Source organism: Gordonia sp. YC-XJ4 (assembly GCF_059511865.1).
The window spans coordinates 2,593,176-2,617,740 of record NZ_CM183447.1; the positions used below are offsets into that span (position 1 = coordinate 2,593,176).

A 24,565-nucleotide genomic window follows, 5' to 3' on the forward strand; every position below is an offset into this window, starting at 1 on the left:
TGATGGAGGATCAGATGGGCCTGCTGGAGCGCATCAACTCACCAGCCGACCTGCGGACGCTGTCGGACGCAGAGGTCACCGCGCTGACGGGCGAGATCCGCGAGTTCCTGATCCAGAAGGTGTCGGCGGTCGGCGGTCACCTCGGGCCCAATCTCGGTGTCGTCGAGCTGACCCTGGCCATTCATCGTGTGTTCGATTCGCCCATCGACCCGGTGATCTTCGACACAGGCCACCAGTGCTACGTCCACAAGATCGTCACCGGGCGACGCGAGGGCTTCGATTCGCTCCGGCAGCGCGGCGGGTTGACCGGCTATCAGGAGCGGTCCGAGAGCCCGCACGACTGGGTGGAGTCCTCGCATGCCTCGGCGGCACTGTCCTATGCCGACGGGCTCGCGAAATCGTTCGCGCTGACCGGTCAGGGCGACCGGACGGTCGTCGCGGTGGTCGGCGACGGGGCGTTGACCGGCGGGATGTGCTGGGAGGCGATCAACAACATCGCCGCCGCAGATCGTCGCGTGGTGATCGTCGTCAACGACAACGGCCGGTCCTATGCGCCGACGATCGGCGGGCTGGCCCGGCATCTGTCCGGGCTGCGGCTGCAACCCGGTTACGAGCGGGTCCTCGACGAAGGCCGGCGCGTGGTCAAACGGTTGCCGGTGGTCGGCGACCCGGCCTACGCCGTTCTGCACGGGGTCAAGAGCGGTCTGAAAGACCTTCTCGCGCCGCAGGAGATGTTCACCGACCTCGGCCTCAAGTACGTCGGCCCGGTCGACGGCCACGACGTCGAGGCGCTCGAATCGGCGTTCACGCAGGCCCGTTCATTCGGTGGACCGGTCATCGTGCACACCGTCACGCGCAAGGGCATGGGCTACGCGCACGCCGAGAACCACGAGGCCGACCAGATGCACTCCACCGGCGTCATCGATCCGGTGACCGGCCGGGCGAAGTCCGTGGCACCGCAGGACTGGACGTCGGTGTTCTCCGCGGCACTCGTCGAGGCGGGAGCCGCCCGCGAGGACGTCGTGGCGATCACGGCCGCGATGCCCGGTCCAACGGGACTGACACCGTTCGGTGAGAAGTATCCCGACCGGATGTTCGACGTCGGGATCGCCGAGCAGCATGCCATGACCTCGGCGGCCGGCCTGGCGCTCGGTGGTCTGCATCCGGTGCTCGCGATCTACTCCACGTTCCTCAACCGTGCATTCGATCAACTGCTCATGGACGTCGCGCTGCTCGAGCTGCCGGTCACGCTGGTCCTCGACCGATCGGGGATCACCGGTCCCGATGGGCCGAGTCATCACGGGATGTGGGATCTCTCGCTGCTCGCGATGGTCCCCGGGATGCGGGTTGCGGCCCCCCGCGACGCCGTGCGGCTCCGCGAAGAACTCGACGAGGCGCTCTCCGTCGACGACGGGCCCACTGCACTGCGATTCTCCAAAGGTGCTGTGCCCGAAGATATCCGCGCTGTTATGCGTCTCGACGACGGAGTCGATGTGTTGCGTCGGGGCACCCCGTCGGCCGAACCGATCGGTGGTGACGTACTCATCGTCGCGGTCGGGGCGTTCTGCTCGCTGGCCCTCGACACCGCCGAACGGCTGCGCAGTCAGGGCATCGAGGCCACCGTCGTCGATCCCCGGTGGGTGCTCCCGATTCCGGCGTCGATCACCGAGATCGCCGGCCGGCACCGGTTGGTGGTCACCCTCGAGGACAGTGGTGTCCACGGAGGGGTGGGGTCGGCGGTGGCGACCGCGCTCGGTATCGCCGAGGTCACCGTTCCGGTGCAGAACCGCGGTATCCCACAGCAATTCATCGCCCACGCCTCACGCGGGGAGATCCTCGCCGAGCTGGGATTGACCGCGCAGGATCTGGCGCGATCGATCACCGCGACCGTCTCCGGGATGCACGTGACCCCGGGGCTCGACCGTCACGAGTTCGCCGACACCGGACTCGACGCGTCGCGTGCGGATCGTTCGCTGCGTGAGGTCGACGGCCCCGACCCGGAGTAGACCGCGCCGGAGTAGTTTGGCCGGCAGTGGTTCGGCCGGCGGTGGTTCGGGATCGCCTCCGCCACGGCGACAAGCGCTGTGGCACGCGTTCTTTGGTGCGAGATCGGTTTCGCGGGTCAGCTGTGGTCCGGCGACGGCGAGGTGGTCGACGTGGCCTCGTTCAGCGCTGCGGTGATCGGGCCAACTGTCAGCGCACGCTGCCAGTCGCGGGCGTCGCCGGCCGCCAGTCGGGCGTCGACCGCCGCCTCGGTGATCGGCGGATCGATTCCCTCCCAACATAATTGGCGCACAAGGTCGGGTGTCAGCAGGTTTTCCGGCGGTAGAGTGTGTTCCTCGGCGATCTGTTTGACCAGCGGCCGGACCGCGCTCGCGCGTGCCGCGGCCTCCGGGTTGCGTTGATCCCATCGGCTGATCGGCGGGGCACCGGTGGTCGGTGTCTTGCGTGGCGGGAGTTCGGCGTCGGGCAGGTCGCGTGCCCGTAGCAGGGCCGAGAGCCAGATCCCGGCCTGTCGTCGTTGCCGCGGCCCGCCGAAGACCGGCAGGCGGGTCAGCTCCTCGGTGGTCGACGGTGCGGCAGCGGCGGCGGTGATGATCGCCGAGTCCGGCAGCACCCGACCGGGCGCGACGTCGCGTCGCTGCGCGATGTCCTCACGTGCCGACCACAATTCGCGGACCGCGGCCAGCCCCCGGGCGGTCTTGACGGTGTGGATGTTGGCGGTCCGCCGCCAGCGATCGGTGCGCGGCGGCGACGGTGGACGGCGCAGCACATACGCGAATTCCTCGGCCGCCCAGTCGCTTTTGCCCGCGTCGCGCAGTGCCGCGTCCATCGCGTCGCGTAACTCGATGAGTACCTCGACGTCGAGTGCGGCGTAGTTGAGCCAGTCCGCGGGCAGTGGTCGCTTCGACCAGTCGGCGGCCCCGTGGCCCTTCTGCAATCCGAGTCCGAGGAACTGCTCGACCATCGCGGCCAGATTGACCTTGGTCAGCCCTAGCAGCCGGCCGGCGAGTTCGGTGTCGAAGAGTGTGGTGGCGTCGAATCCGAGTTCGCGTAGGCAGGGCAGATCCTGGTCGGCGGCATGCAGAATCCATTCGGGTTCGGCGAGTGCGTCGATCACCGGCCGCAGTGCCTCGGGTTCTTCGATCGGGTCGAGCAAGAAGCTGCCCGCACCGGTGCGGCGGATCTGGATCAGATAGGCGCGTTGCGAGTAGCGGTAGCCCGATGCCCGCTCGGTGTCGAGCGCGACCGGACCAGTGCCCGCCGCCAATCGTTGTGCCGCATCGGCGAAGTGGGCGGCCGACGACAGGACCGGCGGCACCCCCTCACGCGGTGCCAACAGGGGGGTGACGGGCGGGGAGTCCGTCTCGGGCTCCTCCGCGGCTCCGGTCGGGTCCGCGTCGCTCACGCCGACCCGAGTTCGGTGACCCCGACCGGCGGCAGACCCGCCGCCGACGACAACACCTCGCAGAATCCCTCGAGGTGACCGCCGAGGCCGTCGGCGGTCGGCGCGGTCCAGGAGGCGCGCAACTCGAGTTGATGAGCCCGTGGGGGGCCGGCGATGTCGCCGTAGCGGACCGACGTCGTCGAGGTGACGGTGCCGCCGAGTGCGGTCACCTCCACCCGGCCGCCGGAACTGGCGTGCACATTGCCGTCCGAGGCGGTCTGGCCGGCCGGGACGCCGAGCGCGTCGGACAACCAACTCCACGCGACCTCGGGTAGCAACGGGTCCATCGCGAGCGCCGCCTCGACCTCGGCCTGGATGTAGGCGACGAGCCGCATCGTCCCGTTCCAGGCGTCCTGGCCGTCGGGATCGTAGAGCAGGATCAGCCGTCCGAACGCGCTGCCCTGGCCGTCGGCGTCGATGTCGAGGTCGTCGGGTGAGTCCGGTGGGCGCACCTCGGCGCCGACGGCGTAGCTGTAGGGGGCGAGGCGCTGCGGGGGACGGATCGGCCCGACCTCGATCTCGCGCCGGATGCGCGCGGAATGCAGCGACTCGACCGCGGTGCGGAAGTCAGCAGGCTCCATCGGAGCTCCGGAGGAGGTCACGCCCCCGACGGTATGACGGAGACCACGTCGGGCGTCGGAGGCGCGCCGTGGTGATGGTCACCACCGGGCGGCCCGCGAGCACGCCCGACCGCGCGATTGCCGACGGGCCACCGCATGGCAGAGTGATCGGTGATGTCGCACGCACCTGGTACCCGCCGCAGTCACTCCCGTATGCCGCTCGTTGCCGCCGCACGGGGGGAGTCGCCCGCCCGCCGGCCGGTCTGGTTCATGCGGCAGGCCGGGCGATCGCTGCCCGAATACCGGGCGATCCGCTCCGAGATCGGGATGCTCGAGTCGTGCTTCGACCCCGATCTCGTCTGCGAGATCACCCTGCAGCCGGTGCGCCGTCACGATGTCGACGCGGCGATCCTGTTCTCCGACATCGTGGTGCCGCTGAAGGCGGCGGGGGTCGATCTCGACATCGTCGCCGGTACCGGACCGGTCATCGCCGCGCCGATCCGCAGCACCGCCGACGTCGAGTCGTTGCCGCGGCTGGATCCGGCCGCGGTGGGTGCGGTCGCGCGCGCGGTGACCAAGATCCTCGATCAGCTCGACGAGGCCACCGCGCTGATCGGTTTCGCCGGTGCTCCGTTCACCCTGGCTTCCTATCTCATCGAGGGTGGCCCGAGTCGCAACTACGTCCACACCAAGGCACTGATGCGCGGCGATCCCGACACCTGGCATGCGCTGATGGCCCGGCTCGCCGACATCACGATCACCTTCCTGCAGGTGCAACTCGACGCCGGGGTCGATGCCGTCCAGGTCTTCGATTCGTGGGCCGGTGCGCTCTCGGAGGCCGACTACCGCACCTTCGTCGCCCCGCACGTCGATCGCGTCTTCGCCGAGCTCGCCGAATATGGCGTTCCCCGAATCCATTTCGGTGTCGGCACCGGTGAGTTGCTCGCGGCGATGGCCGAGCCCGCCGATGTCATCGGCGTCGACTGGCGGGTCCCGCTGGAGGAGGCGGTACACCGCGTCGGGCCGGGTAAGGCCGTGCAGGGCAACCTCGATCCCACCGTGCTGTTCGCCGGCCCCGCCGTCGTCGAACAGGAAATCCGACGCGTCCTCGACGACGGCCGCCGGGCCGTGGCCGCGGGTGCGATCGGCCACATCGTGAACCTCGGTCACGGCGTGCTCCCCGACACCGATCCCGACGTGCTCACCCGCGCCGTCGAGCTGATCCACACCCTCTGATGCCGGCGCGGGTCGCGATCGTCGGCGGGGGAGTCTCCGGCCTGGTCGCGGCCTACCGGTTGCGTCGCGCACTCGGCGACGACGCCACGATCGACCTCTACGAACAGCGCGAGCGGCTCGGCGGCGTGCTGCACACCGTAGACGTCGCCGGGCAGGCCACCGACGTCGGAGCCGAAGCGTTCATCGTGCGCCGGCCGGAGGCTGTTGCGCTGGTCGACGAGCTCGGTCTGGCCGATCGGGTCGTCTCGCCGACGCCCCGCCGCCCGGCGATCTGGGCCGGCGGCCGGCTGCATCCGATGCCCGCCCCCGCCCTGATGGGTATCCCGGCCACGGCAGAGGTGATGGCGGGCCTGGCCGATCCCGCCGACCTCGCCCGCATCGCCGCCGAACCCGACCGCGCCCTGGCGTGGCGGCCCGGCGACGACGTGGCGGTCGGTGATCTGGTGGCCGACCGGTTCGGCGCATCGGTCGTCGCGCGCAGCGTCGATCCCATGCTCGGTGGCGTGTACTCGTCGCTGGCCGCCGACATCGGTGTGCGCGAAGCGATCCCGGCGCTGACCGCGCGACTCGACGCGGGCGCGCCGAACCTGTCGGCGGCCGTCGGTGGGCTACTCAATCCGGTCGGTACCGGTGGCCCGGTGTTCGGGACACTCGTCGGTGGCTATCGGGTGCTCGTCGACGCGCTCACCGCTGCCGCGCGGCCGGCCTTGTGCACCGATCGACAGGTCGTCGCCGTCCACGCCGACGGCGATCGGTGGCGGGTGGGCACCGAGTCCGGAACCGACGCCGACTACGACGGCCTCGTTCTCGCTGTGCCCGCATGGACGGCGGCCCGCCTGCTCGCCGGGATCGGCGATGAGTTCGTCGCGACCCTCGCGGCGGTCGAGCCGGCGTCGTCGGTGGTGGTCTCGATCGCGTTGGCGCCGGGCACGGCACTGCCCGACCACTCCGGCGTGCTGGTGGCGACCGGAGAAGACCTGCGGCCCAAGGCATTCACGCTGTCCTCCCAGAAGTGGGCGCACGTCGGCGGTGACGGTGCGGCGGTGTCGGTGCGCGCCTCGTTCGGCCGTTATGGCGACCCGGTGGCCGACCCCGCCGACGATCCCCGTATCGACGAGTCCCTGCGGTCGTGGGCGCTGACCGATCTGGATCGGATCTGTGTCGCCGCCGGGGTGAGCGCCCCCTCGGAGCACGTGCTCGAGGTCCGCGTCCAGCGATGGGACGGCGGGCTGCCCCGTTACGCACCCGGACACCTGGACCGGATGGCCGGGGTGCTCGACGCACTGCCGCCGCGACTGGCGCTGGCCGGCTCCTCGTATGCCGGGGTCGGCGTGCCGGCGTGTATCGCAACGGCCGGTCGGGCCGCCGAGGTGATCCTCGCCGCTCTCGGCTGAGGGCCCGGATGGGCCTTGCGACCTGGGTGTCGGCGGTCCCGCCTGCGGTGGCACCATGGGGTGCATGAGCCGCTTGGACTATGCCGCACTGAATTCGACGATCCGCTATCTGATGTTCTCGGTGTTCGCCGTGCGCCCGGGTGAGCTCGGCGACGACCGCGACTCGGTCAAGTCCGAGGTGACGGACTTCTTCAAGTCCCTCGACGACTCCGCCGTCGTCGTGCGCGGTGTGTACGAGGTGTCGGGGATGCGCGCCGACGCCGACTACATGATCTGGTGGCATGCGGAGAAGCTCGAGGATCTGCAGGCCGCCTACAACCGATTCCGACGCGAGACGCCGTTGGGCCGGGCGAGTGATCCGGTGTGGAGCAACGTCGCTTTGCACCGTCCGGCCGAGTTCAACAAGAGTCACGTCCCGGCCTTCCTGGCCGGTGAGGAACCGGGCAACTACATCTGCGTCTACCCGTTCGTCCGGTCCTACGAGTGGTATCTGCTGCCCGACGAGGAACGCCGCAAGATGCTCGCCGACCACGGCATGGCCGCCCGCGGCTACAAGGACGTCCGCGCCAACACCGTCGCGTCGTTCGCGCTCGGTGACTACGAATGGCTGCTCGCCTTCGAGGCACCGGAGTTGCACCGCATCGTCGACTTGATGCGCGACCTGCGCGCCACCGAGGCCCGCATGCACGTGCGTGAGGAGACGCCGTTCTTCACCGGGCCCCGCGTCGAGCCGGGTGCCCTCGTCGACGCGCTGCCCTGAGCGCGTACGCACCCGACGAGGTAGTCCGAGCTCATGTACGTTCCACCCGGTTTCGCGCTCTCCGACGAGCAGATCGCCGAGATTCTCGACGGCCCCGGACTGGCCCAGCTCGTGTCGGTGGGGGCCTCAGGTCTCGTCGTGACGCCGCTGCCGCTGATCTACGACCGGCCCAACGCCCGGCTGCTCGGGCACATGGCCAAGGCCAACCCGCACTGGCGCGAGGCCACCACACAGACGGAGTCCGTGGCGATCTTCCCGATCTCCGACGGTTACATCTCACCGTCGCTGTACGCCACCAAGGCCGAGACCGGCCGGGTGGTGCCGACCTGGAACTACGAGACCGTGCATGTGCACGGGCGACTTCGTTTCCACACCGAGCACGACTGGCTGCACCGACAGGTGTCGGCTTTGACCGAGCTGCATGAGCGTTCGCGGGACCAACCGTGGGCGGTCACCGATGCCCCCGCCGAGTTCATCGACAGGCAGCTGTCGGCCATCGTCGGCGTCGAACTGTCGATCACTCGGTGGGCGGGCAAGGCGAAGATGTCGCAGAATCAGCCCGAACGCAATCGGCGCAGCGTCGTCGAGCACCTGTCACGCTCGCCGATCGCGGCCGATCAGGCCATGGCACGCCGGATTGCGCGCCGGTCCGCCGACCGGCGGGACGGTTAGGCCCCGTCGTCCTCCGGTTCGAGGGTCAGGCTGATGGAGTTGATGCAATATCGCAGGTCGGTGGGGGTGTCATAGCCCTCTCCGGCGAACACATGCCCGAGGTGGCTGCCGCAATTGGCGCAGAGCACCTCGGTGCGGCGCATGCCCAGCGAGTCGTCGGAACGCTCGATGATCGCGTCGCCGGCCAGCGGTGAGAAGAACGACGGCCAGCCGCAGTGCGACTCGAATTTCTGCTCGCTGCGGAACAATTCGTGTCCGCAGGCCCGGCAGCGGTAGACCCCGATGCTCGTGGTGTCGGTGTATTCGCCGGTGAACGGCGCCTCGGTACCTGCTTGGCGCAGCACCCGGTACTCGGCGGGGGTGAGGCGTTCGCGCCACTGGTCATCGGTGAGATCGGCCAGTTCGGCCGGGTCCTGCACGTCCTTGCGGGCGGGGGTGTCGGTCATGATTCCACCGTACGAGGTGCGGCCATCGCCCGCCAGGACGGTCTATCGGGCAGCGGACGGGGCCGGCGCACCGACCGGTTCGCCCTGATCGTCGGCAGGCGGCTCCGGCGCGGAGAAGTCCCGCCAGCTACCGGCCACGCCGTCGCGGCGCATGTCCAGATATCGGAACAGCAGCGAGCAGAACACCGCGATCATCAGCAACGACCACCCCCAGGTGACCTTGTTGTATTCGAGCTGTCTGCCGAGGGCATCCCAACGCACCGAATAGAACGCGTCGAAGGTGAAGCAGCCGTAGACACCGAGCCAGGCCGGCCAGTTGCGCATCGGTGAGCCCGGGATGAACACGGTCATCAGCAGCGGGAACAACAGCATCGAGTAGTAGCCCTGCCCGAGTGAGCTCACCAGGAACGTGGTGCACAGCAACACCCCGGAAGAGGTTGCGAGCCAGAGCAATTCGTTGGTGCGACGGTAGTAGCGGTAGAGGAACCACAGTGCGAACACGGCCATCGCCGTGAATGCGATGCGCAGGAGCAGCACGAGCCAGTCGGCGACACCGAAATACGCGCCGTTTCCGCCGATCGAGCTGTTGTAGTAGTCGCGGGTCTCGCCGAGGTACGGCACCGTGCGCGTGAGGAACGACGTCGGATCCGCCGACACCGGCCATGCGACCAGATTCAGCACCAACGGAATCCCGATGGCGGTCACCAGGATTCGCCATCGACCCACCAGCAGCGGCAGCAACAGCAGGGGAGCGAGCACCGGTTTGACCGCCAGCGTCAGCCCGATGGGTACGCCGGCCCACCAGTCCTGTCGGCGCAACATCAGCATCAGGAAACCGAGGAGGCCCAGCAGGACGAAGGCGTTGAAGTTGGTGAAGATCAGTGTGTGCGCGACGGTTTCGGTGCTGAAGAAGAAGAACAGCACGGTGGGCATCACCCAGGTTCGGGCGCCGAAGCCGAACAGCCGGGTGATGAGGTAGGCGCACACGATCAGCACGACGACGCTGACCGCGATGAACAGCCACCGTGAGCGTTCCGGGTCGATGACCGCCAGCGGGGACATCAGCAGGGTGCCCGACGGCGGATACAGGTAGTGCGGATCGACCGTGTTGAGGTTCTCGCCGTAGACCGCCCGGCGGTTCAGGAATGCCAGGGCGGCGTTGTAGACGGGTTTGAAGTCGTCGGTGCGGTCACCGTTGACCCCGAGGATCACCGACCGCTGGAAGATCATCATCAAGGTGATCGGCCACAGCACCATCGGGATGATGCGCTGAGCCGGCATCTGTGGGTAGAGATACCTGTCGAGAATGGCCACCCGCGAACCGTACTACGTGCATGGTGCCGGTCTCGACCGGCCGGTGGTGGTGCCGGTTCCGGCACGTGCGTGCCGACGACTGCGTCAGCTCGGGCAGCCCCGTTCCGACGGGCCGCCCAGCGGTGCGGAGGCGACGTAGTCGGCAACGGTATCGGCGACGCAGCTGCTACGGGCGAGTGCGGAATAGCCCAGACCGTTCCAACTGACCGTGACCGGTGAGGTGGATGCGCGGGTGAACAGTGCGCCGAGGGCGTCGGCGCCGGTTCCGCCGTTGATCGGGTCACCCGGATTGTCGAGAATCAGCGGTGCGACCGGGAAACTGCTCGGCGGGGTCACCGCCTCGCCCGCGGACCAGCCGTTGCAGCGCATGAGCGACAGCGCGGCATCGGTGCCGGTGAGCGGATTGTCCTTGGACCAGGTGCTGATCAGGCCGCCGATCTCGTTCTGGCTGACCGGTCCGGTCACGTCGTTGCAGTCGCCGACGATCTGGCCGTCGGTCAGGCGTAGCGACTGTGCCTGATCGGCGAGGTCGGACAGTGCGTCGGTGTCGCCACGATCGGCGGCGGCGATCGCCGAGGCGACGCCACCGATGCCGTCGGGTGAATCCGCGGCCAGTGCGAGACCGGTGGTGATCCCGGCGAGCGCCTGGGTGTCCGACAGAGCCCCGAGGTCGCCGGTGCGCCCTTTGCTCAGGACGTCGGCGATCGTGGCGGCGCCGCCCGAGCCCAGGGCGCACGCGCTGCCCAGGGCGGCGCAGCGCTGGGTGAAGGTGGTGAGCGCGGCCTGGACGCCGGTCGCCGCGGCGGCGGCGGTGTCGCGGGCGTTGGCGCCGAACGGGGTGGGAGTGTCGAGGATGATGCGCCCCGACCGGCCGCCGTAGAGCGCGGTGTAGCCGATGACGACGTCGGAGCCCTCGCCGACCCCGATCAGACCGAGCTGGGGAACGCCCCATCGCTTGCGGAGGGTCTCCAGGTCGGAGGCGGCCGCGCCGACACCGAACGCCAGCTGGTCGGGGGCGAGGGTCTCGGTGCACGCGTCGGCGGCGTCGGAGGCCGCCGACGCCAGGTCGCCGATACGGCGATCCTCAGATGCTCCGCGGGTCAGGCCGTTGTCGGCGTACGCGGCGCGATCGGCGCGGGTCAGACAGTCCAACGGTGTGCTCTGCGGGATTCCGCGCCGGTCCACGGCCACCACCGGGTGTTTGTCGAGCAGGCTGCGGCCCGCGCCGGAGGCCAGCAGCAACAGCGCGCGGGACGACGGCATGTCGGTCCCGGAGGTGAGGACCAGGGGTGCGGCGTCCGCGGGCGTCGTGGGCGAGGTGATGCGGGTCAGGGCGAGCGAGAGCGTCGTTTGCGACCGGTCCGGGTCGACCGGGGAGGCCAGCGTGGCGCATTGCACCCTCAGCCCGTTCGGTGCGGGGGCCCCGTAATCGCCGGAGACCTTGGCCGCACAGTCCTGCCACGGCAGGTCGTTGGCCGGGGCGCGCAGCTCCGGTGCCTTCGCCGGGGCACTCGACGACGCGGGCGCGGTCTGACCACCGTTGCCGCCACCGCCTGGCACGAGGGCCGGACCGGGATCGGGGCCGATGGCGCACGCGGAGATGCCGATCGTCACCGCGGCCACGAGAGCCGCGACGGAGACGCCGGACCGTCGCCACGACCGGCCGGCGCGTCCCGATCTCGCTCGTGCCGGTGCGGTGTGCGACCGTCCCCGGAACACCGGGCCACGTCTTGCCAAGGCCATGACGGCGAGCGTAGCCAATCGGTCAGCTCGCCCGGGTCCACCGGGTGTAGACGTACCCGTCGTCGTCGGAGAGGAGATGGCCCGGACGCATCTGCGCGAGCTCGGGCAGGGCGGGGCCGGTGACGATTCGCGCGGTGTCGCCGGCGACGATCGTCGGGCTCGTCGTCAGGCACAGTTCGTCGAGCAGGTCCTCGGCGACGACCGCCCCGAGGAGGGTGGGTCCGCCCTCGCAGAGCACGCGGGGCCGTCCGAGGATCGCAAGGTGATCGAGCACCCGACCGATGCGGACGGCCTCGCTGCCACAGTCGACCACCGTCGCCCCGCGATCGGTCAGTGTGCGACGACGCTGCGCCGGCGCGTCGGAGCAGGTCAGCACCACGGTCGCGGGATCGGCCAACGGCGGATAGTCAGGGTCGATCGACAGTGAATTGCTGATCAGAGCCAGCATCGGGGCGGGCGATTGGCCCTGGTCGGCGCGTATCGCGCCGAACGCCTCGTCGGGTGTGGGTTGCCGATAACCCTCGGCCAGGGCGGTGCGGGCGCCGACCACCACGACGTCGGCGAGCCCGCGCAGGAGGCGGAAGATCGCGCGGTCACCGGGGCCGCCCAGCCCGCCCGAACGGCCCTGCACCGAGGAGGCGCCGTCGACGGAGGCAACCATGTTGGCGCGCACGAACGGACGATCGAGCGAGTCGGGGTAGGGGTAGAAGCGCGCGAGTTCGCGCAGATTCTGGGTCTCGTCGGGCGCTCCGGATGTGACCTGGGTCGCTTTATGCTGGTAGAGCATCATTCCTCATGGTCGGCAGTGACTAGGCTGCCCACCATGGTGGCACGTCTATCCGACCGGAATCCGGTGGTCTCTCCCGAGCAGCTGATCGAGGAGATGGTTCCGCCGTCCACCTTCGACTCGGTGAGCTTCGACTCCTACATCCCCGACCCCAACGAACCGTCGCAGGCCGAGGCGGTCGCCAAGGCCCGTGACTTCGTCGAGCGGGCGAAGAAGTCGCGCAGCGGCAAGAAGGGGTTGTTCTCCCGCAAGCAGACCTCGCAGGGGGTGGGCCTCTACCTCGACGGCGGGTTCGGCGTCGGCAAGACCCACCTGCTGGCGTCGATCTATCACGCCATGCCCGCGCCGAAATCGTTCGCCACGTTCGTCGAACTCACCCACCTCGTCGGAGCCCTGGGCTTCATGAACGCCGTCGAGCGCCTCTCGGAGCAGAACGTGTTGTGCATCGACGAATTCGAGCTCGACGATCCCGGCGACACGATGATCGTCTCGCGTCTGCTCACCGAGCTCACCGCCAAGGGTGTCTCGATCGCCGCGACGTCGAACACGTTGCCCGGCCAGCTCGGCGAGGGCCGATTCGCCGCGCAGGACTTCCTGCGGGAGATCAAGAAGCTGTCCGCGATCTTCGAGACCATCCGTGTCGACGGCCCCGACTACCGACACCGTGACCTGCCGCCCGCACCGGAGCCGCGCTCAACCGAGGATCTCACCGCGCTGGCCGAGTCCACCGAGGGGGCGACCCTCGACGATTTCGACGAGCTGTGCGCGCACCTGGCCAAGCTGCATCCGTCGAAGTACAAGGAACTCGTCGACGGCGTCTCACTGGTGTGCATCAGTGGGGTGCATCCGGCCAAGGATCAGTCGGTGGCGCTGCGGATCGTGGTGCTCGCCGACCGCCTCTACGACGCGAACATCCCGGTGACGGTGTCCGGCGCCAAGCTCGACGAGATCTTCACCGATGAAATGCTGGCCGGTGGCTACCGCAAGAAGTACCTGCGTGCGACGTCGCGTCTGTTGGCGCTGTCGCGATTCGCCGAGTCGGCGGTGTGACAGAAGGGTCTGACACAGGCCGTGGGGGCAACGGCATCGGAACATTTCTCCGGATTTGTTCCAGTGTGTCGTTGACCACACCCCGTCGACGTGGCTAGCATGGCAAGGGCCTGAGTCCACCGACGGGGAAGAGGTCGAAGGCGTTGCAGAACAAGGATTTCGAGCACGCCGAGGCCGCAGTGGCCACGTCCGGTGACTCGTCGTCGGGTGCGGCGTCCGGCGACGACTTCTACGACCTGCCCACCATGACCGAGCTCCTCGAGTCGGTGCGGGAGTTCCTGCACGGACAGGTGATGGCCGAGACCTCGGGCAGTACCCGATTCCACGCTCGTGTCGCCGGCAACGTGGTGGCCATCGTCGAACGTCAACTCGCGGCCGGTGCCGAGCCGGCGCAACGCTTCCACGCCGACCTCGCCACGCTCGGGTGCGCCGACGCCACCGAACTCGTCGCAGGGCTACGCGAAGGACGATTCGTCCCGGAGGACCCGCGGATTCCCGCCGTACTGCGCGCTGCAGTGGAAGCCAAACTGCGCGTGGACAATCCCTCTCTGATCGGAGATGCATGACCTTCGAAGTGCCGGAACACGTACGGCCGCTGCGCGATGCGGTGTACGAGTTCATGGTCGAACTCGTCGAGCCGCGTGAGCCCGAACTCGACGCAGGCGGTCCCGACGCGGACGCGATCATGGCCGAGCTCCGCGCCGAGGCCAAGCGCCGAAACCTCTGGGCGCTGGGACATCCCACCGAGATCGGCGGTGGTGGTCTGCCATTCCTCGACTACGTCTACGTCAACGAGGTCCAGGGCCGCAGTGAGTACGGACAACTGGCGCTGGGGACCTGGACATTGCAGGACTCGATCATGCTCAACCGCCATGCATCCGCCCGATGGCGTGATGCCTACCTCGAACCGCTTGTGCGGGGCGAGATCTCGCCGAGCTTCGGGATGACCGAACCCGACGTCGCAGGATCGGACCCGACCGGACTGCGCACCACCGCGGTCCTCGACGGCGACGAGTGGGTCATCAACGGCCGCAAGTGGTTCACCACCGGCGCCGCCCAGGCCGCCTACACCACCGTGATGTGCCGTACCGAGCCCGACGCCCCCGGCCATCGGGCGTTCTCCATGATCATCGTCCCGACCGATCACCCGCGTTACCGGATCGTGCGTGACACACCGGTTCTCGGGTTCTCCGGGCATCACTTCGAAGTCGACTACGACGACGTGCGGGTGCCTGCGGAGAATCTGCTCGGCGAGCGTGGCAATGGTTTCGTCATCGCGCAGGAAAGGCTCGGGCCCGGCCGCATTTTCCATGCGATGCGCTGGCTCGGACAGGCACAACGGGCCTTCGACCTCATGTGCCGCAGGCTGATCGGACGCAGCGCCTTCGGCGAACCGCTCGCCGACAAACAACTGATGCAGAAGCACGTGTTCGACTCCTACACCGAGATCCAGGCAAGCCGTTTGCTGACCCTCAAGGCGGCCGAGCAGATCGATCGCGGGGAGCAGGCCCGCGTGGACATCGGGGCGGTCAAGGTCTTCGGTGCGCACATGTTGCACAACGTGATCGACCGTGCCGTGCAGGTGTACGGGGCCGCGGGCGTCACCGACGACACCCCGCTGGGCAAGATGTATCGCAACGCCCGCTTCGCGCGGATCTACGACGGCGCCGACGAGGTGCACATCTCGACGGTGGGGCGGCGCATCCTCACCGAGTACCGCAACGGCGGGAACTGGGAGTTCGGGCTGCGCTGAGGAGGCCTGCCCTTTCGCCTCATCCGATGAGCGACAACAATTCCCACTCGTTCTCCGACACCCGGCGGCCGATGGCGGCCAGTTCCACCGAGCGGCTGGTGCGCGTGCGGTGCCGCTGGGTCTGGTGCAGGCAGATGATGCCCCAGCGCAGCGTGCCGTAGACCTGCCACCAGAACAATGCTTCCCGGTCGACGGGCGCTCCGCCGGCGGCCTCGTAGGCGCCGATGAACTCGTCGAGTCCGCCGAGCCCGCCGACCATCCCCGCGCCGCCGAATCGCCAGGCCTTCACGCACATCCAGCCGAGATCCTCGAGCGGGTCACCGATGTGGGCGAGCTCCCAATCCAGAACCGCGGCAAGCCCGTTGCCGTCGACGATCACGTTGCCGATGCGGAAGTCGCCGTGGGTGACGGTGCGTCCGGCGGTCGGGGGTCGGTGGCGTTCGAGCCAGGACAGCGCGAACTCGAAGGTCGGGAAGACCCGGTCGGCGGCGTCGAGTTCGGGACGCCAAGCGGCCAGCGGATCGTCCTCGGGTAGCCCGGGAACCACGTCGACGTCGATCGAGTGCACCGCCGCCAACGCCGCACCGAGCTGGCCGGTGAGTGCAGCGCGTGCGTCGGCGAATTCGGGGTCGCGCAGGATCTTTCGCGGAATGGTCGCGCCGTCGATGTGATTCATCACGACGAAATCGCCGCCGATGTCGGGGTGGTCGAGGCCCTCGGCGATCACCGTGGGCGACGGCACCCCGACGGCACCCGCGGCGCGCATGAGTGCTGCCTCGCGCAGCAGTGACGATGCGTCGCGTCCGCCGGGTGGATCGAGCCGCAGGACCAGCCGTCGTGCTTCGCCGTCGATCGTCGCGACGAACGACCACGTCTGCCGGGAGGCCCCGGCCGGAATGCGCACGAGATCACCGATCTCGATCGCTCCCGCGCCGGTGCACTCCCGGAGAACGTCGGCCAGGCCTGCGGCGACCCGAGCATCGGCGTGTCCCGGGTCGGGGTCGGGAGTCGTTGCGGCAGAGGAAGACATTGGTTGAGTGTAGAGTCCGGTGCGACACGACGGCGGTTATCGGGGGATCAGTGCGTCTGACCGGTCCGGCTCACACGTCCAGTGGACGGCTCAGCACGGGTCGGCTCAGCACGTAATCGTGTTCGACGCTGCCATTGAGGTCGAAGGTCTTCACCCCGGCACGGGTGAACCCCATCTTGGCGTAGAACCGTTGTGCCCGAGCGTTTTCCTGATTCACGCCCAGCCAGATCGACGCCGCGCCGCGGGCCCGGGCACGTTCGATCGCCGTCTCCATCAACAACCTCGACGGCGACTGCGTGCGTCCACGCGCATGATGATCGGGCAGCACGTAGATCTTGGAGACCTCCGAGGACGGTCGATCGGTGATGACGGCGGCGACGTCGGCATCAGTGGGTTCGCGATGATGCACAAGGGCGTAGCCGACCGGAATATCGTCGTCGGTTCGCGCGAGCAGTACGTCGGACTCGGGAGCATCGATGTACTCGGCGAAGTCGGCGGGGGCGAGGTTGTCGCGGATGAATGCGTCGATGTTCGCCGGGGCCGAGTGCGGGGGACAGGCCAGCGGAAAGGTCGCGGCAGCGACGGCTGCCACCTCGTCGGCGAATCGTGGATCGGTGACCACCTGCACGGTCACCGTCATGGGCTCAGGTTGGGCAGACACCGGCCGACTTCTCCTCTCGGGCGCCAGGATGTACCGAACGCTACCGGGTCCGGGCAGCGCGCAACCCCTTGCGCGGCTTCTGCGTGCAAGGGGTCGACTGCAAGCGCTACTTCTTTCCGCAGGTGCAGTTCTCACCGCACTTGCAGTCCGGGCCACAGGTGCAATCGGGGTTGTCACAGGTGGGGGCACTCATATTGCTCATCATGCATACAACCCTAGACCGCGGTACGAGCTGCGACTAGGGACTTCGGTCGGGCGGGACGGCCACCACGAGGTGCACCTCAGGGAACCGGTGTCCGGGTCCAGGGCGGGAGACGGTGCGCCACAACTCGACGAATCCGGCGTCGACGAGTGTGCCGGCCAGTGTGTCGGGGTGCCAGCGCCACGCTCGTGCCACCGCGTGGTCGAACTCGTGTGCACCGCGTTCATCGGAGCTCTGCGTGGCGACGAGGATCAGCGCGCCCGGGGCGAGCCGACGCCGCCAGGAGGTGAGGACCTCACCGACGTCGTCGGGTGAGAGATGGATCAGGCTGAAACGCGCAACCAACGCGTCGACCTCCGACAGGTCGACGTCGGCGAGGAGCGCATCACCGTGCCGGAAGTCGATGTGGGGGTGGGTGTCCCGCGCGATCCGCAGCATCGCCGAACTGGGGTCGACGGCGCTGACCAGACAACCTGAGGCCGCGAGATGCGCTGCCACGTGGCCGATTCCGCATCCGACGTCGACGACCCGCGGATACTCGGCGCTTGTGCGCGCGGTGTCGATGAAGGCGTCGACGACCTGCTTTTCCAGTGCAGTGGTGAAGGCCGTCGGGAACGTCGTTGCATACAGCGATGCCAACGCGTCATAGCCGGGTTGTTCGGTCACCGCGTGGTTCAGTTCTTGACGAGCCCGCCGTCGACGACCAGGTTCTGCCCGGTCACCGCACGCGACCATGGTGAGAGGAAGAAGAGCACCGCGTCGGCGAACTCGCGAGGTGTGGTCACCGACCGCAGCGGAGTGGAAGCGGCAATCGCGTCGAAGACCTCCGCGGGTGTGGCGGCGCTGGCGTCGGTGGTGCGCAGCAGGCCGCCGGAGACCATGTTGACCGAGATACCGTCGGGGCCGAGATCGTGCGAGAGCGTGCGCGTCAGGGCCAGCAGCGCAGCCTTGGCGGCGGTGTAGTCGTGGTAGGGGACCACCGGGTTCTGCACCAGATTGGTTCCGATGGTCACGATGCGACCCGCCCCGCAGGCACGCAAACCGGGTAGAGCGGCTTGCACTGTGGTGAGCGCGCCGCCCACGATGCCGCGGAACTGTGCATCGAGCTCGGCCCAGGTGAGGTCGTCGGCGTGGGATCGCGCGTCGCCGTCGAACGAGTAGTCGGGCAGCGCGTTGGTGACCACCGCCGTGATGGGATGATCGAAATGGTGTGTGGCGGAATCGATCATGGAGTCGACGGCAGCTCTGTCGGTGACGTCGGCGGCGATCGCCACCGCCCGGTCACCGATCTCGTCGGCCAGCGCCCGCGCGGCGTCGGCGCTGTTGCGGTAGTTGATGACGACCCGTGCGCCCTGCCCAGCGACCGCGCGGACGATCTCGGCACCGAGGCCGCGACCGCCGCCAGTCACCACGACCACGTGATCGGAGATCGGAAGTGCGCCAGACATGATCATCCCTTCGCCAGTGCGAACTGGGGCAGGTTCGACGGGTCTGATCTCAGCCGACCGACTGCCGGCACCCCGTGTCCGAATGACATCAGATCGTATGCGCGCTCATGAGGCAAGGGCCGGGGCCGTCGACGGCTCGCGTCGGGAGGAAAGAAACGACCCGCTGTGTGCAGCGGGTCGTCACATCGGGCTTGTGGTGGTGCGCGATACAAGGATTGAACTTGTGACCTCTTCCGTGTCAGGGAAGCGCTCTCCCACTGAGCTAATCGCGCGGGATATGAAATTGGTGGTGGAGGTGGCGACGGGAATCGAACCCGTGTGCACGGCTTTGCAGGCCGTTGCCTCACCACTCGGCCACGCCACCCTATGCGAGTTGCCCCGCGCCGAGCGGATGACGGGATTCGAACCCGCGACCCTCACCTTGGCAAGGTGATGCGCTACCAGCTGCGCTACATCCGCATGCTCGTCGAGTGGACCAGGCCACTCGCGACGTGCTGCGCAACCATATTCGATCGTTCGCCGATACGCCAAATGCGCAGGCGAAAAGAGTCGTGACGAAGAAAACCCGCCGGGGTTCCGGCGGGCTTCTCGTGGTGCGCGATACAAGGATTGAACTTGTGACCTCTTCCGTGTCAGGGAAGCGCTCTCCCACTGAGCTAATCGCGCGGGATATGAAATTGGTGGTGGAGGTGGCGACGGGAATCGAACCCGTGTGCACGGCTTTGCAGGCCGTTGCCTCACCACTCGGCCACACCACCAGAGCGAGTCGACTCGCACCGAGCGGATGACGGGATTCGAACCCGCGACCCTCACCTTGGCAAGGTGATGCGCTACCAGCTGCGCTACATCCGCACGCTTCGCGAGCGATCTTGTGGACCTTGTGCTCGCGATGCGGGACAGAACATTATCCGAACGTTACGGAGATACCAAATCGCCTGGTCGGGGACGTGGGCGTGTATGGCCGGTGGGGTTCTCGGTCGGGCGCGGGTGCGCGGACGGGTTCCGCGGATTGGGCATGGGACGCGCGGTGGGTGCGATTTTGGCAACCGGGTCACCGGCGTGTAATCTTCTGCCTCGTGCACCGGCGCCCCGAGCGCCGGAAACACGGTCCCGTGGCTCAGTGGAAGAGCGTCCCGTTCACACCGGGGAGGTCGCTGGTTCGATCCCAGCCGGGACCACCAGGTCAGAACGTTATCCGGTGTCTTGCACAACATCGACCCGGAATCGCGGTCGTGGTGAAGGGATTCATCGCCAGTGAGCCGCGAGCACAACATCCTCTTCACCGGTCTGATTCACCCGCAAGCGGGTAGCTGGTGTCTGGACCATCCCGTCACCGTGGATAGCGGTGATTGTCGGGTGGAAGTGTTCTTCTACCGTTCCGCGCTGAACGTGCGCGTCACCTTCGAGGACGACTACGAGATCGGCAAGGGCGATGCGGACAGTGACGCCATCTGGCTCAATCCGATCTGGTACCAGGTCGAAGCGTCGGTCAGGTCAGTGCTTGACTCGCTCGGTTTTGTTCTGGCGGCGTCGCTGGAGGTCGAGATGACCACGGGTAGAGCTGACGAGATTGCCGTCGTCGGTAGCCACACTTCCCTTACTGCATTCGCGCGGGTCAAAGGTGAGCGGGTCGAAGGTGAACTACTAGGGAAGTACCTCGCCGCCGTGGGCCAGAACGCGAACGTGAGGCACGCGCTCGCCGACATGCGGATGGCTCTGAGGCTCTCGATCGATACCGCCTTCTACTGTTACCGCGCCATCGAATGCCTGCGCCATGAGTTTCTGCAACCTGAGGATGGCGATAAGACGGGACCGTCGTGGAGCCGGATGCACGCCGCCCTTGGCACGTCGAAGGCTAGGATGGACCCGCTCACGAAGCTGGCGACGGCGCGTCGCCACGGAGAGAGTCTTGTCCTCTCGCACGACGACCGAATCATGTGGCTCCGCTGGACTCGGGACGTGATCGCCAAGTACATCGAGGACTACTTACCCAACCTCCGCGCCGTTGAGGCCGGCCAGAGCTAAGACGACAACACCGCCGCCGCTGTTTCGATCGGCCTCGAAGTGGGCGGCCGTGCTGGTGCCAGTTGCGTGGTTCAGCCTCGAACACCCCGGCCGCGCCCACCGTGCCGATGACACACCATGCTCGCTGCAGCCAACCCTGTTCTTTCGCAGTCAGTTTCGCGATTGCACTCTGCGCAACCGCTGCAGCTGGCGGTGGCAGGGGTGGAATCTTTACCAACCTGCCATGTGTGTTGGTCCCTTTTGTCTCGTGTGCCATTGGATTTGTTCGGTCCAAACGTTCGTGAAAGTAGGCGACGTTGGCCTCGGTCGATCTGTGGTCGTCGGGGCATCAGTTCGGCACACGGGGGCGGTCACGCGGTACTCGGTTCATGCGGATAGTGGTGTACGCAGCTCGTCGATCGCGGCTTCGTTCAGGCCGCCCCATCCGAGTCGAATAACAAAGCTCAGATAGCCCTCGAAACGACGGCCAGACACTTCTCGACTGCAGCCACCTCGAGCTTTATGAGGGTCGGGCGGTGGGCCCGGGGGACCTTGACGATGTCGGAATGCCGGTCCTCACACTCGGCGTAGACCGTCCGACGACCCTATGCCTGATCTGTGTGTTTTGCGGTCCGCTCTCCGAATGACGACAGTCCGGCATCTCCGGCGCGCCCTCTGACATCGCGGAGACCACGACATAAGCTGACCGACCTGAACGGGGGTGTTCGGACCGGGGTGGCTCGATGCGTGGAAGTCCGATCATCAGATGTCTGAACATCTTTCGTCGTTCACGACGCGAAGTTTCCGGAAAGATTGAGGTCAGCGCATGCTCGTCAATGAAACCCTATGGCAGGATCTGCCCAACGAGGTGGCTGCGGCGGTGTTCGCGCCGTGGCCGAATGTTGTTCGCTGGGGGCGTCGTAGGGCTCAAGAAGCCGATGCGCCCGCAACCATCGACGAAGGCTGGGACAAGTTCGCCTACATCGTCAGCTGCCTCGCCCCGGGCAGCCGTTCCATGAGCGCGAACATCCGTGTCGACGGTGAATGGAAGAGTCCCGATGTCGAACTACCGCAGGTGGTCGACGATGTTGTCGACGAGGCGCATGCAGGCATCGACGCGGAGAATTTCCCGGCAGCAATCATCGTGTGCGCGGACAGGGCCACCGGCACAGCTCGCTGCGCCGTCGTCACCGGACCCGCCGTCTGGCGATGGTGTGTGTGGTTGAGTGACGGACGTGACGCCTACCTGGCCGATCTGTTCGGAGAAGTTGTGGCGCAACCGGATTCCCGGTGGGAGCCGCTGACCGTCGAGCATGTGGTGCGGCCCGGTGCGCTCGCACGATTGCGCACGTCCGCGGTGACCGCGGAGGGAATCGAGGTCACCGTTGCCCCGAGTGTCACGCCGTGGGGTAACAACCGTTATCTGATCCTCGACAACGGACCGGGTGTCGCCGGCGACATCCGGATTTGGCCCGAAGGGGCCGGCAACGACGTCCAACCGGTACGTGTCAGGGTCGAATGCTTGGAAGCGCAGGAGGTGTATCCACCTTCGCACAGCACTGGCGAGTCGACCCAGGATCTCGTCGGACGATGGCGCCTGCAGACCGTCGAAGCACTCGAACTCGACTGGAACGATGACCTTGCCGAGGACGCGAACGATCAATGGCTCGACGGACGGCCCGATCCCGACAGCGCGGTGCGCAGTTCGACAGCTCCCATCGAGGCGCCGTTCGCCGTCGAGCTGACGATTCGGCCCGACGGTTCGTTCTACGAACTCGCCGACGGCACCGACCCCAAGATCCCCTTCTGGTCCGTAGAGGGGGCGCTCGAAGGACTGGGCTACACGTTTCATGGCTTTATCGGGACGGAGGACGGCCGCGACTACATGCTGGACTACGAGGAATCCGGGTACCCGCCGACGGCCCGCCGATGCGATGGGGACACCGAGATCGTCGAAGAACTCGTTCGCGAAGGCGCCACTCTGACCCGCATTCAGAACGTGATCGTCGATGGCATGTATCGGTATCGGGTGATCTTGCGGTACACGCTTGCTTCGTGACGGTTCCGCGGCCGGTGTGCAACTCAGCGCCGCGGATGCCGACTGTAACCGTATAGCGCTGCGCGATAACCGCGTTCGTAGCTTTGCGTGATCTGGGGGATCTCACCGGCGGCCAAAGCCGCCGTCGCGTGGTTGGCGGCCCAGGCACGCGGCAAGGACGCGAGGTAGTCCGATGCCTCGTCGTATCCGCGCTGGAATTCCGCCTCGTCGAGGGTCGGGTCGCTGATCGCCGACTCCGGCGGAATGGCGGTCGGGAAGGCGAGTACGCGGGAGTTGCTGGTGGTCATCGAGTGGTCCTCTTCTCGGCGAGAGTTCGGTACAGGGTGGCGCGGCTGACCCCGAGGGTCGTGGCAATGGTCGGAACGGGATCCCCGTTGTCCCGCATGCGTTGTGCGAGTTCGACCTGTTCGTCGGTCAGCACACGGGGGCGTCCGAGCGGGGAGCTGCCGCTGTGTCGGGTCGGCCTGGGTTGGGTTCGTTGGCGTGTTCGGGCGGCCTCGTCGTTCACCACCGCCAGTGAGGCGAGGACGCCGACGAGTGTCGCTCCGACGTCGTCGTCGGTACGCAATCGCTCGCGAATCGAGCGAACCCCGATGTTGCGATCGTCGAGGGTGCGCACGGTCGACAGCAACTCGGGTGTGCTGCGTCCGAGCCGATCCATCCCGACGACCACGACGGTGTCACCGGGGCGGGCGTAGCCGAGCAGCGCGTCGAGCCCCGGGCGGTGTGCGGTGGGGGAGTCGTGGCGCGAATGGTCGGAGTACACGCGCTCCGGGTCGACGCCGTTGTCGATGAGCAGATCGATCTGCTCATCGAGTGCAGGGGAATCCGAACTCTCCCGCGCGTAACCGAGGAGCATCCCGGGTTGCGCTCCCGGATCGGTGGTGGGCATGCCGACGAGGCTATCTCAAAAGACGAGTTACCGAGACGAGACACGCAGTGAGATATGAGACCGCAGAGGCGTCAGCTGGTTCTACGCCGGATCGGTCTTCTAAGACAATGTTTTACGGACACGGCCCAGCATGACGCGCACCGGTAGATTATGAGACTTACGAGATTCGATACCCGGAGTTATGAGACGGGCGTGACGGAGATGGTCTGCCACATGGAGTGGGTGGCCCCGGCGGGAACCTCGACGACGTCGGGGCCGGCATTGGCCGTCTCGACGCACACGAACTCGCGCCAGTGCGGACCGACATCGGCCATGCCCGCGGCGACGTTCGCACCGGGATTCCAGACGACGGCCGTGCGCGCCCGGCGTCCACGGATCTCGATCACCCGACCGAAGCCGGGGTCGACGATCCGGTAGGTGCCGCCCGCCCCCGGGTACAGGCGGTCGCTGCGCGCAGGGGAACTCGGCAACGTCCATTCGCCGTGCTGCGGATGGATCGCGCCGCCGTCGAACTTGTCGGCATAGGTCAGCCCGGCCAACCCCTCGACGCGGACATCAGCGACATCGGAGACGCGAAAGTAGTTGTGCAGAGCCTCGGTGAGCCGCGCAGGCGCCGTGCCCGGGTTGTGGGTGTGAATACCCTGCTCCAACGTAGCGCCGACCCGCACGGTCATCGACAGGCGCAACTCGAGCTGGTCGAGTCCCTCTGGTGCCAACGAGATCTCGACTTCGCCGGTCTCGGTGACCACCGCTCCGGTGATGGCCCATCGTGCGGTGCGCGCGTAACCGTGCGAGGGAACGTCGCCGGTCTGGCCCTCGCGAGCGAAGTAGGGCCAGCAGACCGGGATTCCGCCGCGGATGGGCGTCGGCAGATCGGCCAACACCGGGGACACCCACACCGCGTCGTGAGCCGACCCGTAAGGCCGGAACGACACGACCTGCCCGCCGAACACCGAGATCGCCGCCTGCGCGTGCGGCGTCTCGATGAGGTGGGCGTCGAGCCCGTGAACGGTGCCCCTGCGGACCCCGTGGGAGTGCTGCATTGCGTCGTCACCCGATGTCGTCACCGGATCAGCGTCGCACGCCTGTCACCATGGCGCCCGTTG

23 protein-coding genes, 7 tRNA genes and 1 riboswitch are annotated in these 24,565 nt (G+C 67.5%); of the genes, 11 read left to right on the forward strand and 19 right to left on the reverse strand.

Translation table 11 applies throughout. The features are described from left to right. Nucleotides 1–14: 14 nt before the first annotated feature. On the forward strand, nucleotides 15–2,006 hold the full coding sequence (gene dxs / locus AC5ZH6_RS11460) for a 1-deoxy-D-xylulose-5-phosphate synthase (protein WP_288338098.1): 1,992 nt from the start codon (nucleotides 15–17) through the stop codon (nucleotides 2,004–2,006). A 116-nt stretch (nucleotides 2,007–2,122) separates the two neighbouring features. Here dxs and AC5ZH6_RS11465 read toward each other — a convergent pair whose 3' ends face one another. Both AC5ZH6_RS11465 and AC5ZH6_RS11470 read right to left on the reverse strand, forming a co-directional pair. Next, on the reverse strand, nucleotides 2,123–3,409 hold the full coding sequence (locus tag AC5ZH6_RS11465; protein ID WP_288338099.1) for a ribonuclease D: 1,287 nt from the start codon (nucleotides 3,407–3,409) through the stop codon (nucleotides 2,123–2,125). Beyond that, entirely contained in the window at nucleotides 3,406–4,050 is a 645-nt protein-coding gene (locus AC5ZH6_RS11470; protein WP_288338100.1) for a DUF3000 domain-containing protein, read from the reverse strand. The genes AC5ZH6_RS11465 and AC5ZH6_RS11470 overlap by 4 nt, the downstream gene beginning before the upstream one ends. A gap of 132 nt (nucleotides 4,051–4,182) precedes the next feature. Here AC5ZH6_RS11470 and hemE point away from each other — a divergent pair, with 132 nt between their 5' ends. From hemE to AC5ZH6_RS11490, 4 genes are all read left to right on the forward strand, one after another. Beyond that, on the forward strand, nucleotides 4,183–5,244 hold the full coding sequence (gene hemE / locus AC5ZH6_RS11475; RefSeq protein ID WP_211545089.1) for a uroporphyrinogen decarboxylase: 1,062 nt from the start codon (nucleotides 4,183–4,185) through the stop codon (nucleotides 5,242–5,244). After that, the gene (locus tag AC5ZH6_RS11480) at nucleotides 5,244–6,638 is read left to right on the forward strand and encodes a protoporphyrinogen oxidase (RefSeq protein WP_211545087.1); all 1,395 of its coding nucleotides are present in this window, start codon (nucleotides 5,244–5,246) and stop codon (nucleotides 6,636–6,638) included. Before hemE ends, AC5ZH6_RS11480 begins: the two co-directional genes overlap by 1 nt. 64 nt (nucleotides 6,639–6,702) lie before the next feature. After that, nucleotides 6,703–7,398 carry a hydrogen peroxide-dependent heme synthase gene (gene hemQ, locus AC5ZH6_RS11485; protein ID WP_211545085.1) on the forward strand — a complete coding sequence of 232 codons (696 nt, stop codon included), beginning with the start codon at nucleotides 6,703–6,705 and terminating at the stop codon, nucleotides 7,396–7,398. Nucleotides 7,399–7,431: 33 nt separating this feature from the next. Beyond that, a complete protein-coding gene (locus tag AC5ZH6_RS11490) occupies nucleotides 7,432–8,070 on the forward strand; it encodes an FMN-binding negative transcriptional regulator (protein ID WP_079929562.1) in 639 nt (212 codons plus the stop codon). Here the strand turns inward: AC5ZH6_RS11490 and msrB are convergent. The 4 genes from msrB to AC5ZH6_RS11510 form a co-directional block, all read right to left on the reverse strand. Continuing rightward, nucleotides 8,067–8,516 carry a peptide-methionine (R)-S-oxide reductase MsrB gene (gene msrB, locus AC5ZH6_RS11495; RefSeq protein WP_006371123.1) on the reverse strand — a complete coding sequence of 150 codons (450 nt, stop codon included), beginning with the start codon at nucleotides 8,514–8,516 and terminating at the stop codon, nucleotides 8,067–8,069. The genes AC5ZH6_RS11490 and msrB overlap by 4 nt on opposite strands. Before the next feature lie 42 nt (nucleotides 8,517–8,558). Continuing rightward, nucleotides 8,559–9,830 (reverse strand): glycosyltransferase family 87 protein, encoded by a 1,272-nt coding sequence (locus AC5ZH6_RS11500; RefSeq protein ID WP_006371122.1) that lies wholly within the window; start codon nucleotides 9,828–9,830, stop codon nucleotides 8,559–8,561. 84 nt (nucleotides 9,831–9,914) lie between these two features. Beyond that, the gene (locus AC5ZH6_RS11505; RefSeq protein ID WP_265077909.1) at nucleotides 9,915–11,573 is read right to left on the reverse strand and encodes an alpha/beta hydrolase; all 1,659 of its coding nucleotides are present in this window, start codon (nucleotides 11,571–11,573) and stop codon (nucleotides 9,915–9,917) included. Between the two features lie 22 nt (nucleotides 11,574–11,595). Then, nucleotides 11,596–12,360, reverse strand: a complete 765-nt coding sequence (locus AC5ZH6_RS11510) for a dihydrofolate reductase family protein (RefSeq protein WP_265077910.1) — start codon at nucleotides 12,358–12,360, stop codon at nucleotides 11,596–11,598. Between the two features lie 36 nt (nucleotides 12,361–12,396). On the opposite strand from AC5ZH6_RS11510, the gene zapE reads away from it, so the two are divergent. The 3 genes from zapE (at nucleotide 12,397) to AC5ZH6_RS11525 (ending at nucleotide 15,163) form a co-directional block, all read left to right on the forward strand. After that, a complete protein-coding gene (gene zapE, locus AC5ZH6_RS11515; RefSeq protein WP_014359860.1) occupies nucleotides 12,397–13,410 on the forward strand; it encodes a cell division protein ZapE in 1,014 nt (337 codons plus the stop codon). 143 nt (nucleotides 13,411–13,553) lie between these two features. Further along, nucleotides 13,554–13,976 (forward strand): DUF6285 domain-containing protein, encoded by a 423-nt coding sequence (locus tag AC5ZH6_RS11520; protein WP_211545083.1) that lies wholly within the window; start codon nucleotides 13,554–13,556, stop codon nucleotides 13,974–13,976. Then, complete coding sequence (locus AC5ZH6_RS11525) at nucleotides 13,973–15,163, forward strand: acyl-CoA dehydrogenase family protein (protein WP_020171460.1); 1,191 nt, start codon at nucleotides 13,973–13,975, stop codon at nucleotides 15,161–15,163. The genes AC5ZH6_RS11520 and AC5ZH6_RS11525 overlap by 4 nt, the downstream gene beginning before the upstream one ends. A gap of 19 nt (nucleotides 15,164–15,182) precedes the next feature. On the opposite strand, the gene AC5ZH6_RS11530 is transcribed toward AC5ZH6_RS11525, so the two are convergent. From AC5ZH6_RS11530 to AC5ZH6_RS11575, 10 genes are all read right to left on the reverse strand, one after another. Next, nucleotides 15,183–16,193: a phosphotransferase family protein gene (locus AC5ZH6_RS11530; RefSeq protein WP_288338102.1), complete on the reverse strand. Its 1,011-nt coding sequence runs from the start codon at nucleotides 16,191–16,193 to the stop codon at nucleotides 15,183–15,185. Nucleotides 16,194–16,263: 70 nt separating this feature from the next. Next, nucleotides 16,264–16,833 carry a GNAT family N-acetyltransferase gene (locus AC5ZH6_RS11535; RefSeq protein ID WP_020171458.1) on the reverse strand — a complete coding sequence of 190 codons (570 nt, stop codon included), beginning with the start codon at nucleotides 16,831–16,833 and terminating at the stop codon, nucleotides 16,264–16,266. 259 nt (nucleotides 16,834–17,092) lie between these two features. Continuing rightward, complete coding sequence (locus AC5ZH6_RS11540) at nucleotides 17,093–17,722, reverse strand: class I SAM-dependent methyltransferase (protein WP_014359865.1); 630 nt, start codon at nucleotides 17,720–17,722, stop codon at nucleotides 17,093–17,095. Nucleotides 17,723–17,730: 8 nt separating this feature from the next. Further along, nucleotides 17,731–18,504, reverse strand: a complete 774-nt coding sequence (locus AC5ZH6_RS11545; RefSeq protein ID WP_271355639.1) for a 3-oxoacyl-ACP reductase — start codon at nucleotides 18,502–18,504, stop codon at nucleotides 17,731–17,733. Next, nucleotides 18,493–18,589: riboswitch (TPP riboswitch) on the reverse strand. (Overlaps the previous gene by 12 nt.) A gap of 112 nt (nucleotides 18,590–18,701) precedes the next feature. After that, nucleotides 18,702–18,776, reverse strand: a tRNA-Val gene (locus tag AC5ZH6_RS11550). An 18-nt stretch (nucleotides 18,777–18,794) separates the two neighbouring features. After that, nucleotides 18,795–18,868: transfer RNA gene (locus AC5ZH6_RS11555), tRNA-Cys, on the reverse strand. A gap of 22 nt (nucleotides 18,869–18,890) precedes the next feature. Continuing rightward, nucleotides 18,891–18,963: transfer RNA gene (locus AC5ZH6_RS11560), tRNA-Gly, on the reverse strand. Between the two features lie 132 nt (nucleotides 18,964–19,095). Further along, a tRNA-Val gene (locus tag AC5ZH6_RS11565) sits at nucleotides 19,096–19,170 on the reverse strand. Between the two features lie 18 nt (nucleotides 19,171–19,188). Further along, nucleotides 19,189–19,262 (reverse strand) — tRNA-Cys (locus tag AC5ZH6_RS11570). A gap of 21 nt (nucleotides 19,263–19,283) precedes the next feature. Next, nucleotides 19,284–19,356 (reverse strand) — tRNA-Gly (locus AC5ZH6_RS11575). Between the two features lie 254 nt (nucleotides 19,357–19,610). Between AC5ZH6_RS11575 and AC5ZH6_RS11580 the strand changes: the two genes are divergently transcribed. The 3 genes from AC5ZH6_RS11580 (at nucleotide 19,611) to AC5ZH6_RS11590 (ending at nucleotide 22,567) form a co-directional block, all read left to right on the forward strand. Next, nucleotides 19,611–19,685, forward strand: a tRNA-Val gene (locus tag AC5ZH6_RS11580). Between the two features lie 73 nt (nucleotides 19,686–19,758). Then, nucleotides 19,759–20,529 carry a DUF8168 domain-containing protein gene (locus AC5ZH6_RS11585; RefSeq protein ID WP_288337282.1) on the forward strand — a complete coding sequence of 257 codons (771 nt, stop codon included), beginning with the start codon at nucleotides 19,759–19,761 and terminating at the stop codon, nucleotides 20,527–20,529. Nucleotides 20,530–21,334: 805 nt separating this feature from the next. Further along, nucleotides 21,335–22,567, forward strand: a complete 1,233-nt coding sequence (locus AC5ZH6_RS11590; RefSeq protein ID WP_211545074.1) for a hypothetical protein — start codon at nucleotides 21,335–21,337, stop codon at nucleotides 22,565–22,567. Between the two features lie 23 nt (nucleotides 22,568–22,590). Here the strand turns inward: AC5ZH6_RS11590 and AC5ZH6_RS11595 are convergent, their stop codons facing one another. From AC5ZH6_RS11595 to AC5ZH6_RS11605, 3 genes are all read right to left on the reverse strand, one after another. Further along, on the reverse strand, nucleotides 22,591–22,854 hold the full coding sequence (locus AC5ZH6_RS11595) for a hypothetical protein (RefSeq protein ID WP_006370194.1): 264 nt from the start codon (nucleotides 22,852–22,854) through the stop codon (nucleotides 22,591–22,593). Continuing rightward, nucleotides 22,851–23,459, reverse strand: coding sequence for a recombinase family protein (locus AC5ZH6_RS11600; RefSeq protein WP_006370195.1), 609 nt, complete (start codon nucleotides 23,457–23,459; stop codon nucleotides 22,851–22,853). Before AC5ZH6_RS11600 ends, AC5ZH6_RS11595 begins: the two co-directional genes overlap by 4 nt. 179 nt (nucleotides 23,460–23,638) lie before the next feature. Next, nucleotides 23,639–24,526: a D-hexose-6-phosphate mutarotase gene (locus AC5ZH6_RS11605; RefSeq protein ID WP_211545070.1), complete on the reverse strand. Its 888-nt coding sequence runs from the start codon at nucleotides 24,524–24,526 to the stop codon at nucleotides 23,639–23,641. Nucleotides 24,527–24,565: the final 39 nt, after the last annotated feature.

Coding starts and splice junctions, on each gene's coding strand:
- dxs (WP_288338098.1), top strand. CDS start 15: ATGGGCCTGCTGGAGCGCATCAACTCACCAGCCGACCTGCGGACGCTG.
- hemE (WP_211545089.1), top strand. CDS start 4,183: ATGTCGCACGCACCTGGTACCCGCCGCAGTCACTCCCGTATGCCGCTC.
- AC5ZH6_RS11480 (WP_211545087.1), top strand. CDS start 5,244: ATGCCGGCGCGGGTCGCGATCGTCGGCGGGGGAGTCTCCGGCCTGGTC.
- hemQ (WP_211545085.1), top strand. CDS start 6,703: ATGAGCCGCTTGGACTATGCCGCACTGAATTCGACGATCCGCTATCTG.
- AC5ZH6_RS11490 (WP_079929562.1), top strand. CDS start 7,432: ATGTACGTTCCACCCGGTTTCGCGCTCTCCGACGAGCAGATCGCCGAG.
- msrB (WP_006371123.1), bottom strand. CDS start 8,516: ATGACCGACACCCCCGCCCGCAAGGACGTGCAGGACCCGGCCGAACTG.
- AC5ZH6_RS11505 (WP_265077909.1), bottom strand. CDS start 11,573: ATGGCCTTGGCAAGACGTGGCCCGGTGTTCCGGGGACGGTCGCACACC.
- AC5ZH6_RS11510 (WP_265077910.1), bottom strand. CDS start 12,360: ATGCTCTACCAGCATAAAGCGACCCAGGTCACATCCGGAGCGCCCGAC.
- zapE (WP_014359860.1), top strand. CDS start 12,397: ATGGTGGCACGTCTATCCGACCGGAATCCGGTGGTCTCTCCCGAGCAG.
- AC5ZH6_RS11525 (WP_020171460.1), top strand. CDS start 13,973: ATGACCTTCGAAGTGCCGGAACACGTACGGCCGCTGCGCGATGCGGTG.
- AC5ZH6_RS11530 (WP_288338102.1), bottom strand. CDS start 16,193: ATGTCTTCCTCTGCCGCAACGACTCCCGACCCCGACCCGGGACACGCC.
- AC5ZH6_RS11535 (WP_020171458.1), bottom strand. CDS start 16,833: ATGACGGTGACCGTGCAGGTGGTCACCGATCCACGATTCGCCGACGAG.
- AC5ZH6_RS11545 (WP_271355639.1), bottom strand. CDS start 18,504: ATGTCTGGCGCACTTCCGATCTCCGATCACGTGGTCGTGGTGACTGGC.
- AC5ZH6_RS11590 (WP_211545074.1), top strand. CDS start 21,335: ATGCTCGTCAATGAAACCCTATGGCAGGATCTGCCCAACGAGGTGGCT.
- AC5ZH6_RS11595 (WP_006370194.1), bottom strand. CDS start 22,854: ATGACCACCAGCAACTCCCGCGTACTCGCCTTCCCGACCGCCATTCCG.
- AC5ZH6_RS11600 (WP_006370195.1), bottom strand. CDS start 23,459: ATGCCCACCACCGATCCGGGAGCGCAACCCGGGATGCTCCTCGGTTAC.